The sequence below is a fragment of the Bartonella senegalensis OS02 genome, assembly GCF_000312545.1.
Taxonomy (GTDB): domain Bacteria; phylum Pseudomonadota; class Alphaproteobacteria; order Rhizobiales; family Rhizobiaceae; genus Bartonella; species Bartonella senegalensis.
The window spans coordinates 128321-139278 of sequence record NZ_HE997543.1 but is presented as its reverse complement, the minus strand read 5'-3'; the positions used below and the strand labels follow the sequence as shown (position 1 = coordinate 139278).

At 40.7% G+C, this 10958-nt stretch carries 6 protein-coding genes and 4 pseudogenes; 4 read left to right on the top strand and 6 right to left on the bottom strand.

The window, feature by feature from the left end; all coding sequences use genetic code 11:
* Positions 1–79 precede the first annotated feature (79 nt).
* The 3 genes from pyrF (at position 80) to hisS (ending at position 4463) form a co-directional block, all read left to right on the top strand.
* Positions 80–925 (top strand): orotidine-5'-phosphate decarboxylase, encoded by an 846-nt coding sequence (gene pyrF / locus BN200_RS07525; RefSeq protein WP_019221953.1) that lies wholly within the window; start codon positions 80–82, stop codon positions 923–925.
* 1764 nt (positions 926–2689) lie between these two features.
* Positions 2690–2815, top strand: coding sequence for a hypothetical protein (locus BN200_RS09935; protein ID WP_280109557.1), 126 nt, complete (start codon positions 2690–2692; stop codon positions 2813–2815).
* Between the two features lie 154 nt (positions 2816–2969).
* The gene (gene hisS, locus BN200_RS07510) at positions 2970–4463 is read left to right on the top strand and encodes a histidine--tRNA ligase (RefSeq protein WP_019221950.1); all 1494 of its coding nucleotides are present in this window, start codon (positions 2970–2972) and stop codon (positions 4461–4463) included.
* A 953-nt stretch (positions 4464–5416) separates the two neighbouring features.
* On the opposite strand, the pseudogene BN200_RS09280 reads toward hisS, so the two are convergent.
* The 5 genes and pseudogenes from BN200_RS09280 to groES all read right to left on the bottom strand — a co-directional run.
* Positions 5417–5737 (bottom strand): annotated as a pseudogene (locus BN200_RS09280) (TCP-1/cpn60 chaperonin family protein); the annotation flags it as partial.
* Positions 5722–6210: pseudogene (locus BN200_RS09275) on the bottom strand (TCP-1/cpn60 chaperonin family protein); the annotation flags it as partial. The pseudogenes BN200_RS09280 and BN200_RS09275, both read right to left, overlap by 16 nt.
* Positions 6198–6428 (bottom strand): annotated as a pseudogene (gene groEL, locus BN200_RS10140) (chaperonin GroEL); the annotation flags it as partial. The pseudogenes BN200_RS09275 and groEL, both read right to left, overlap by 13 nt.
* 98 nt (positions 6429–6526) lie before the next feature.
* Entirely contained in the window at positions 6527–8170 is a 1644-nt protein-coding gene (groL, locus tag BN200_RS07495) for a chaperonin GroEL (RefSeq protein ID WP_019221943.1), read from the bottom strand.
* Positions 8171–8231: 61 nt separating this feature from the next.
* Entirely contained in the window at positions 8232–8528 is a 297-nt protein-coding gene (gene groES / locus BN200_RS07490; RefSeq protein WP_004857291.1) for a co-chaperone GroES, read from the bottom strand.
* A gap of 225 nt (positions 8529–8753) precedes the next feature.
* Here groES and fumC point away from each other — a divergent pair, with 225 nt between their 5' ends.
* The gene (gene fumC, locus BN200_RS07485; RefSeq protein ID WP_019221942.1) at positions 8754–10142 is read left to right on the top strand and encodes a class II fumarate hydratase; all 1389 of its coding nucleotides are present in this window, start codon (positions 8754–8756) and stop codon (positions 10140–10142) included.
* A 721-nt stretch (positions 10143–10863) separates the two neighbouring features.
* Here the strand turns inward: fumC and BN200_RS09790 are convergent.
* Positions 10864–10958, bottom strand: a pseudogene (locus tag BN200_RS09790) (helix-turn-helix domain-containing protein); the annotation flags it as partial.

The window sequence follows — 10958 nt, the reverse complement described above, 5'->3', positions numbered from 1 at the left end:
TGTTAGCGGTCATTGTGATCAATATCGTTCTTTTTGATTATATCAGAAATTTTAAAAAGACGCTGTATGAGGGTGTGGAATGTTTCATTCAAAATTTTTTAAAAATCGTGAAATCTATGGACCGCTTTGTATCGGTTTTGATCCTAGTCATAAGGTTTTGCAATCATGGAATTTGAGCTGTGATTATAAAGGTCTCAAAGACTTTTGTGAGATCCTCTTAACAGCGGTTGTGGGTAATGTGGGTATTATAAAGCCGCAAGTCGCGTTTTTTGAATTGTATGGTGTGGAAGGTCTTCAAGTTCTCAAAGATCTTATTAGAAATGCACAGGAACAAGGTTTATTGGTGCTCGCTGATGCAAAAAGGGGGGATATTGGTTCTACTGTCGAAGCCTATGGTCAAGCTTGGCTCGGTTCAAGTAGCGCGTTTAAAGCGGATGCCATAACTGCTAATGCTTTTCTTGGTTTTGATGCTCTTATTCCTTTGATAAGAATTGCAGAAGAAACAGGAACAGCAGTTTTTGTGGTTGTGCAATCCTCTAATCCAGAGGGCAAACAAATTCGCAATGCGCGTATTGGTGATCAAACACTTTCTGTTCATTTGGCACAGCGTATTTGTGATTATAATAGCCAATCTTTAGGTGAGCCTCATTCTGTTGGACCCATCGGTGCTGTTATTGGAGCAACACTGGGGTGTGAAGCAAAAGAGACAATCGAACAATTAAAAAACAGCTTGTTTCTTATTCCGGGTATTGGTGCTCAGGGGGGAACAATACCACAACTGACAAAGCAGTTTCCTCAAAAGCTATGGCAAAATATGATTCCTTCTCTTTCAAGATCCATTACAGATGCTGGTCGAAACAGTGTTGATTTAAAAACGCGCATTAATGATTTTGCTACGCAAGCTAAAAGCATGCTTATGTGTTAAAGATTTTTGTATAGACGGTAAATTGGAGAAGCTCTTCTCAAGCTTATTGAAGGGTTACTTTTTTAAAGATTTCATTTTGCTTTAGCCAAAATCACCTGTTGATTTGTCTTTCAAGAAGCTTTTATGTGTCTTGCAGTTGAGACAAAGAGTGAGACAGATAAGGGATTTCTCTGCTGTTGCATTTTGTATGCTCAATAGGAGCAAGAGTACTGTGTATCTCTGTTTTGGTCATCTCTTTAAACGGGTATGCAACCCCATTTAGGAAGAATATAAAGTTGTAAAGGTGAAAAACAGTTCCCATCCTTTTACCATTCCTGTTAAGTTGGCTTTATAGCTTTCAAAAGCATCTTCGGCAATATTTTTAAAATCATCGAGATGACGTATTGCCTCACACTTTTGCTGTATCTCGTTCTTTAATGAGAGTACGGCTCTTAAAGCAAAAGAGAACGCGGTTTGGCAAACATCAAAGACAATCTGTCACTGTTGTTTCTACTGACTTGCCAATTCACAGGCTTATGTTAAAGAAACATTGGTTATAGTGCACTAAGACTATTTCATATTTCACGAAGGCATATGGGAACAGTACAGCCTAAAACCATCGAGTACTGCGCTCTTTATGCTTGTGCAAGAGCAATTTGACACCATCATTCTCTCGGGGTTAACTCCCAATGTTGCAGTAGCTACTGCCACTTGAGACGGTTTATGAGAGGCAATTTTATTCCTTTTTTAAAGTGTTTTTTACGTATATGCTAACCCTGTTTGTAATGTGCGAGGGAATGATTTTGTTTGATTGAGCATACACAGATTTAACAATGGAAAAATTTTACGATATTTGGGTTTCTCATTCACTATGAAAAACGTAATTTATCTTTATAAATCAATTTGTTGTACATTAGATATTGGGAGAAAAGATAAAATGCATGCAATAGTGCTTAGGGAGGAAGATAAGCGTTGGTGTTTGAGGAAGCGAAAAGAGAGTTTAGAGAAGAAGATATTTTGGAAAACATGTTTTAAGAGAAAAATTGCTTTGATGGAAAATAAATAGAGATAGCCTTGGGGAAGCATGGGGTTTGTGTTTGCAAAATAATTTGTTGATTTTTCTGTATAAAACATCAATATCAATACGATATTAGACAATTTAGTCTTGCATGTTTTTCTGTTGTGTGCACAGCTCACAGCTTGCATGCCAAGAAGGGGGGCGTATGCGAACTATAGCCTTTTAAAAGGTCGTTGGAAAAATTCGATGTTGCTTTCAGAGGATACGAATCTCTGCTTTCTTCTCATTGTTTATCCTATTATGTTATGCCGCAAAACACCGTCGTTTAAGGCGGTGATATAAACATAAGTATGGAATGCTATTAAGTCTTGAAAGTACAAGAAAAAATATTCCGAACATGGCTTGTTTGTAGAGCCTCTGAAATAAATCATCTTAAGTGGTCAGCAGTAGGAACCCACTAAGAGCAGTTGTTTTTTTTACAAACCAATGCTGGTAGGAAGTTGCGTCCTTGGTGACGGTGACTAGGACAAGGAGGAGGTCAAAAATGAATGTGGAAGACCTATACAGAGTCTGCTCCATTATAAGTCACTATATTGATTTATAATGATAATTTTCTGTTATTCATCTTAAGGTAAGCGTTTTGAAACGTGTAAGTTTTGCGCATTTGAAATCTGTTTATGGTGAAACAATCAAAATCATTCTCTTGCACGCCACAAATCGGATGGTGTGTGGGTATAAAATTTAAACAAGGATTTAAATTGCCTCTCATGAACCGTCTTAATGCAAGGGATGTCGTAGGCGACAAAAAGAATGATAGTGGTTGGTTTGCACCTTCATTTTACACATTTCATAACGCAAACTCTTTTATAGCTAATTATCCTAAAGGCGGTTGATCTTCCCTTTATAAAGCAAAAGCTGATGCGTGGTGCATTGAGGCATGTTGCCAAAACGCTCACGAGTGATAAAGTCATTGCAGCGTTTGTTTCTATAAGATAAGACACATATTATCTGTTTATCTGTGAACACAAATTGTTGTTAGAGAATCATATGTCATCGAAACAAGAAAAAACCAAAGCTCGTTTACCTCGTGGTTTTGTTGATCGCACAAGTGCACAATTATATGCAATTGAGACCATGATTGCTCAGATTCGTGAAGTTTATGAACTATACGGTTTTGAAGCGCTGGAAACACCGATTTTTGAATATACCGACGTGTTGGGCAAGTTTTTACCTGATGAGGATCGGCCAAATGCAGGGGTTTTTTCTCTACAAGATGACGATGAGCAATGGATGTCTTTGCGCTATGATCTGACCGCACCTCTTGCTCGTTATTTTTCAGAAAATTTTGAAACTTTGCCAAAACCCTATCGGAGTTATCGTCTTGGCTTTGTTTTTCGCAATGAAAAACCTGGACCAGGACGGTTTCGGCAATTTATGCAATTTGATGCTGATATTGTAGGAACGCCGACGGTTGCCGCAGATGCTGAAATTTGCATGATGGCAGCCGATAGTTTGCAAAAATTAGGATTTCAGCATTATGACTATGCCATTCGTTTGAATAATCGAAAAATTTTGGATGCTGTTTTGGAAAAAATTGGCTTGGCAGGAAGTGAAAAGGCTCAGAAGCGTTTAACCGTTCTAAGAGCAATGGATAAACTGGATAAGTTTGGTCTTGAAGATGTGCGTTTGCTCTTGGGAAAAGGGCGTTTGGATGAAAGTGGTGATTTTACAAAAGGTGCAGAGCTTAAGGACAAAGAGATTGATTGTATTCTTTCCTTGCTTACCGTAGAGGCTGAAACCGCAGAGGAGACATTTGACGCCCTTAGAAAAGTCGTTGATCAGAGTGAGCAGGGGCTTGAAGGGGTCCGCGAACTTGAAGAGATGCAGGCAATCTTTGCTGAAAATGGTACTCAAAACCGTATTAAAATTGATCCTTCAGTTGTGCGTGGATTAGAATATTATACGGGACCTGTTTTTGAGGCAGTATTACTTTTTGATGTTCTCAATGATGAGGGGCAAAAAGTTGTTTTTGGATCTGTTGGTGGAGGTGGGCGCTATGATGGGTTGGTGGCACGCTTTCGTGGTGAAAATATTCCAGCAACAGGTTTTTCAATCGGTGTTTCACGCTTGATAGCTGCTTTGCAAAATCTTGGAAAATTGCCTGTAAAAGAAAAGACTGGACCTGTTGTGGTGCTGATGATGGATAAAGAACCAGAAATTGTCGCATGCTATCAGAAAATGGTCATGCAGTTGCGTGGTGCTGGAATTCCTGCTGAACTCTATTTGGGGGCATCCGGGGTGAAGGCACAGATGAAATATGCTGATCGTCGTCAGGCGCCTTGTGTGGTGATCCAAGGTTCTCAAGAGCGCGAGAGTGGAACAATACAGATTAAGGATTTGGTTGAAGGAGCACGTTTGTCTCATGAAATTAAGGATAATCAAACATGGCGTGAAAGTAGACCAGCGCAAGTGACGGTGGATGAAGAGCAATTGGTCCAGACAGTACAAGATATTTTGGCAGCTCACAAACGGGAAGAGTAAACAGTTTTTAGAAACGAGATTGTCTCGAAGATCCTATGAATTATAGGTGCAATTTTCAAGATCTGCATTTTGCGTGTTTGGATGTATTTATGCGCGAGTTCAAGATCACGTTGTTTTTATAGCGCTTGCGGTATAAAATGGAAATTCTTTTAAGAGAAAACAAGGCTTTTTATTTTCCTAAAGCACGTGATTTTGCTGTTGTCTGTAAATGAATATCCAAACCTAACACAGCCATATCTTTGAGACAGAGATAAAAGGGGGCAGTGCTGTATGAGCAGTCCGTTTTTGTATGGCTCGGTATGAGTAAGGGTAATTCGTATTTTTGTTTGTATAATTTCTCAGACGGATACACAATGTGATTTTGGAAGAATATGAAGTTGTAAAGGTGAAAGCCAACTTCCATCTCTCTCGTTATTTTTTCATTCTGCTTTATGACTCTCAAAAGCATTCAAGGCACTGTCTTTTCAATAAATGGGGATTGGGCATAGCATCACGCTTTTATTTCTCACGTTTTTTTATAGGATCATTTCTTCTTCATGCAAAACAAAACACCATTGAGTTGCCAATTCACGCGTTTGTTTTAAAGAGATATCTATCGTTAGTGCACCCCCAAAGTCCATTTCATTAGGCTACCTGTGAAGGGTATAGCGGTGAAGCCATTGGGCACTACCCTCTTTACAGTTACGAAGGAGCAAGCTGGCACCCTCATTTTCTTTTCCAGCTCAAAATATTGCGATAACCTTTGCATTAAGACGGTTCGAGAGGCATTTTAAATCTTTGTGTTTAAGTTTTTATCCTCACGCGCCAACCCTGCTTGTGACATGCAAGCGAATGATTTTGATTGCTTCACCATACACAAATTTGAAAGGAGAGGATCTTACGTTATGGTATTCGGGTCTCTCATACGACAGACAGATCAAGGCATTACCTTACCACAGAAAACCGTAATAAAAACGCGCAACCTTCACAGGAGCAACGATCCCCAAAGCTATCAAATCACCAAATTCACCGGTTGCAGTATTGTAACCAAATGTATCTGTATTGTTTTCAAGCACTTTGCCAACGATTATCGCTGCTTCTTCACAGGCATTGCTTGTAATTTGGCGTAGCTAGGAGCTTGTAGGGTACAACGAACAATATTGATACAAGCCTCCTGATCAGGATTGCTTCCTTTAACAGTCAAAGCATTTGCTGCACGCAACCAATGCGGTTCCACCACCAGCAACAATGCCTCCTTCCACAACGGCACATGTTGTGTTTAAGGCATCATTAATTTAACCATTTCCTCCATTCCGCCCATTCCACCACCAAGCATTGGAGGCATTGGGGCTTCTTTCTTGGGAATTTCAGCAACCATTGCTCTTCAGCAATCCTTGCTTCTGTTGTGATAAGAAGGCTCGCCAATTGAGGCAGCATTCTGGAGAGCAGAACGCACAACCTTGACAAGAGCAACAATTCCCAAAGCTATCAAATCACCAAATTCACCGGTTGCAGTATTGTAACCAAATGTATCTGTATTGTTTTCAAGCACTTTGCCAACGATCATCGCTGCTTCTTCACAGGCATTGCTTGTAATTTGGCGTAGCTAGGAGCCTGTAGGGTACAACGAACAATATTGATACAAGCCTCCTGATCAGGATTGCTTCCTTTAACAGTCAAAGCATTTGCTGCACGCAACCAATGCAGTTCCACCACCAGCAACAATACCTTCTTCCACAACGGCACATGTTGTGTTTAAGGCATCATCAGTCCATCCATTCCGCCAACAGGCATTGGAAGTCTTAGGGCTTCTTTCTCTGGAATTTCAGCGCACATTACTCTTTAGCAACACTTACTTCTGTTGTGATGAGAAGGCTCGCCAATTGAGGCAGCATTCTGGAGAGCAGAACGCACAACCTTGACAGGAGCAACGATCCCCAAAGCTATCAAATCACCAAATTTACCAGTTGCGGTATTGTAACCAAAAAGACCGTAAGAAAATGGAGAAATACAACAAGAGACAGAAAAAATCTTAAAAAAAAACGGGCCAGAAGACCCGTTTTCTTTTACCTTTATGAAAGAGCTTAGAAATCCATTCCGCCCATTCCACCCATTCCGCCACCAGGCATTGGAGGCATTGGGGCTTCTTTCTTTGGAACTTCAGCAACCATTGCTTCTGTTGTGATGAGAAGGCTGGCAATTGAGGCAGCATTTTGGAGAGCAGAACGCACAACCTTCACAGGATCAACGATTCCCAAAGCTATCAAATCACCAAATTCACCGGTTGCGGTATTGTAACCAAATGTATCTGCATTGTTTTCAAGCACTTTGCCAACGATAATCGCTGCTTCTTCACCGGCATTGCTCGCGATTTGGCGTGCTGGTGCCTGTAGAGCACGACGAACAATATTGATACCAGCTTCCTGATCAGGATTGCTTCCTTTAACAGCCAAAGCATTTGCCGCACGCAACAATGCAGTTCCACCCCCAGCAACAATACCTTCTTCCACAGCAGCACGTGTTGCGTTCAAGGCATCATCAACACGATCTTTCTTTTCTTTCACTTCAACTTCTGTTGCACCACCAACACGGATAACAGCAACACCACCAGCGAGCTTAGCAAGTCTTTCTTGCAATTTTTCACGGTCATAGTCAGAAGTTGTTTCTTCGATCTGTACCTTGATCTGGTTGACACGGGCATTAATTTCGCTCTTTTGTCCAGCTCCATCAATAATCGTAGTATTTTCTTTAGAAATATTGACTTTCTTCGCACGACCAAGCATATCCAAAGTAACATTTTCTAACTTAATGCCAACATCTTCAGAAATAACCTGACCGGATGTCAAGATTGCAATATCTTCTAACATAGCTTTACGACGGTCACCAAATCCTGGAGCTTTCACAGCAGCAATTTTCAAACCACCACGCAACTTGTTGACAACGAGTGTTGCCAAAGCTTCACCTTCCACATCTTCGGCGATAATAAGAAGCGGTTTACCAGACTGCACAACAGCTTCAAGCACTGGAAGCAAGGATTGGAGATTAGAGAGTTTCTTTTCGTGAATGAGAATGTAAGGATCATCAAGATCAGCCACCATTTTCTCAGCATTGGTGACAAAGTAAGGGGAAAGATATCCGCGATCGAACTGCATTCCTTCAACGACTTCCAATTCCGTTTCAGCAGTTTTTGCTTCTTCAACGGTAATGACACCTTCATTGCCAACTTTTTCCATGGCATCAGCGATCATTTTGCCGATTTCAGCAGCACCATTAGCGGAAATAGTTCCTACTTGTGCAATTTCTGCTGAAGTTTGGATTTTCTTGGCTTTTTTGAAAAGATTTGCCACCACTTCATCAACAGCAGCATCAATTCCGCGCTTAAGATCCATTGGATTCATGCCTGCAGCAACGGCTTTTATACCTTCTTGGACGATAGCTTGTCCTAAAACAGTTGCTGTTGTTGTTCCATCACCAGCAATATCATTGGTTTTAGAAGCAACTTCACGCAACATTTGTGCACCCATATTTTCGAACTTATCTTCCAGTTCGATTTCTTTTGCAACGGATACACCATCTTTTGTGATGCGAGGTGCACCAAATGATTTATCAATTACCACATTGCGCCCTTTAGGGCCGAGTGTTACCTTAACAGCGTTAGCAAGGATATCAACGCCGCGCAACAAACGCTCACGCGCTTCACGGCCAAACTTGACTTCTTTAGCAGCCATTTAATTTCTCCTTGGAGTTATGTCCTAAATAGTAGAAAATGAAAAAAATTGAGAGATTGGATTAACCCAAAATTCCCATAATGTCAGATTCTTTCATGATTAAGAGGTCTTCCCCATTAATCTTCACTTCAGTTCCAGACCATTTTCCAAACAAGATACGGTCCCCTGTTTTTACTTCTAAAGGCACACGCTTTCCATTGTCATCGAGAGCACCATTGCCAACAGCAATAACTTCACCTTCTTGAGGTTTTTCTTTCGCTGTATCGGGAATGATAATCCCACCAGCAGTTTTATTTTCCGATTCAACCCGACGGACAACAACACGATCGTGAAGTGGGCGGAATTGTATGTTAGCCATATTTAAAATCCTTAAAATTTAATATACTGAATTAATCTTAAGTCTTTGTTAGCACTCTTAAAGATCGAGTGCTAGCAATAACTAGAATATAAAATTGCCACTTCTCAATGTCAAGGTTCTCTCTAAAATAATTTCTCTTAAAAGACTTCAAAGCCTTGCCTCCTTTTTCTATTTCGCGTTATCTAATTTCTTTTTATTAACTTCTGAACACAAAAGGATCTCACCATGGTTGAAACACGTCAGGAAACGGATAGCTTTGGGACGATTTCAGTTCGTCAAGACCGTTATTGGGGCGCACAAACTGAACGCTCACTGCATAATTTTAATATTGGCACAGAAAAACAACCCCTCACCATCATCTATGCCTTAAGCCTTATCAAAAAAGCAGCAGCAATTGTGAATATGGAAAAAGGCAAGCTCGCACAAAACATTGGGAAAGCCATTATTACGGCTGCCGATGAAGTGCTTGCGGGAACATTTGACACGCATTTTCCTCTTTCTGTTTGGCAAACAGGTTCTGGAACACAAAGCAATATGAATGTCAATGAAGTGATCGCCAATCATGCCAATATGCTTTTGGGAGGAAAATTGGGCAGCAAAACACCTGTACATCCCAATGATCACGTCAATATGAGCCAATCGTCAAACGATTCCTTTCCCACAGCGCTCCACATTGCCACCACTCTCCAGACACGCCAACACTTATTTCCCATTCTTGAAGCGCTTATTACCACTTTAAGAAAAAAAGAAGAAGAATTTGCCGATATCATCAAAATCGGACGCACCCATACTCAAGATGCTACCCCCTTAACATTAGCACAGGAATTTTCAGGCTATCGCGCTGCACTCGAAGCCAATCTTCAGCGCATTGAAAATGCGCTTTGTGATGTCCAAACTCTTGCTCAAGGAGGCACCGCTGTTGGAACAGGGCTCAATGCACCGCAAGGCTTTGACATAGCTTTTGCGCAAACAATCAGCACCCTTACCGGAATACCCTTTAAAACTGCTAGCAATAAATTTGAAGCCCTTGCCCATCATGGAGCGCTTGCCCATTTCCATGGCAGCTTGAATGCATTAGCAGCTGATTTGTTTAAAATTGCCAATGATATTCGGTTTTTGGGATCGGGTCCACGCTCAGGCTTGGGAGAACTTAGTCTGCCCGAAAATGAACCAGGATCTTCCATTATGCCAGGCAAGGTCAACCCTACACAGTGTGAAGCAATGACCATGGTTGCAACCCAAGTGTTTGGCAATCATACCAGTGTAACATTTGCCGCAAGCCAAGGGCATTTTGAGCTCAACGTTTATAAACCTGTTATTGGCTATAATGTTTTACAATCCATTACGCTTCTTGGAGATTGCATGCGCTCTTTTGATCTCCATTGCATTCAAGGATTACGGGCCAATCGCATCCACATCCACTCTCTCATGGAACGTTCTCTCATGCTGGTGACAGCGCTTGCGCCGGAAATTGGCTATGAAAAAGCAGCCGAAATTGCCAAAGCAGCGCATAAAAATGACACAACTTTGCGTATTGAAGCACTTAAAGCAGGAGTTTCTGCAGAGGATTATGACCGACTGGTTGATCCCAAAAAGATGATTGCGCCACAATAAAGAATAATCGCACCACCATAAACAATGAGATGCAAATCTTCTTGCAACAAACCTGTTTATAAAAACATCAGACCGCGAACAGTCTGATGTTTTTGTGTGTTGAGCAGCTGACACATCCTTTCCCGTCAAAATCCGTTACATGCCATCTCTTGCAAAGCGCTAAAGCTCCTAGCCCCAAAGACCCTCAACCTTAGATATATTTGCGCAGAAAATTTTGATCTTTCTCAGAATAGGGCATAAGAGTGCCTTTTCTTTTGAGCGCATTAAATCAAAATAAGAATTGATTTTTTAATAGCCTCGAATACAAAAATATTTTCTCATTTCAACCTCTCACATTCAAAATCCATGAAAATGATTCTCTTGCGCATCACAAGTAAGGTAAGCATATTGATAAAACCATTGAATGATAAAATCATTGAACGTGAGAAATAAAATGTCTTTCATAAGCCATCTCAATATAATATCCGTAACATTTTAAGCTGGCAAAAAGCATGATGCTGCTGGTTTATACCTTACACAAACAAAAAGTGATAGTCTTGGATAGATCTGAGAATATTCCTGCACCGAAACTATCATAAAATAAGCTGAGAAACAACAGGAGAGGGCACTTTAAAGCAAGTGCATGCATGAGAATGGTGTGCTATTTTTCATGAGGAGCACTTCCCCCTATTAAAAAACGCAATCAACAAAAATATGAAGCAATATGTGCCCTCTTATGCTTTTAAAAACTTTCATTTTGATCAGAGAGCAATTGTAAAATGGCTCTTTGTTTTACTAAAGTGAGAACCCTAAAGCTTTTTAAAAGCAGGTATTCTT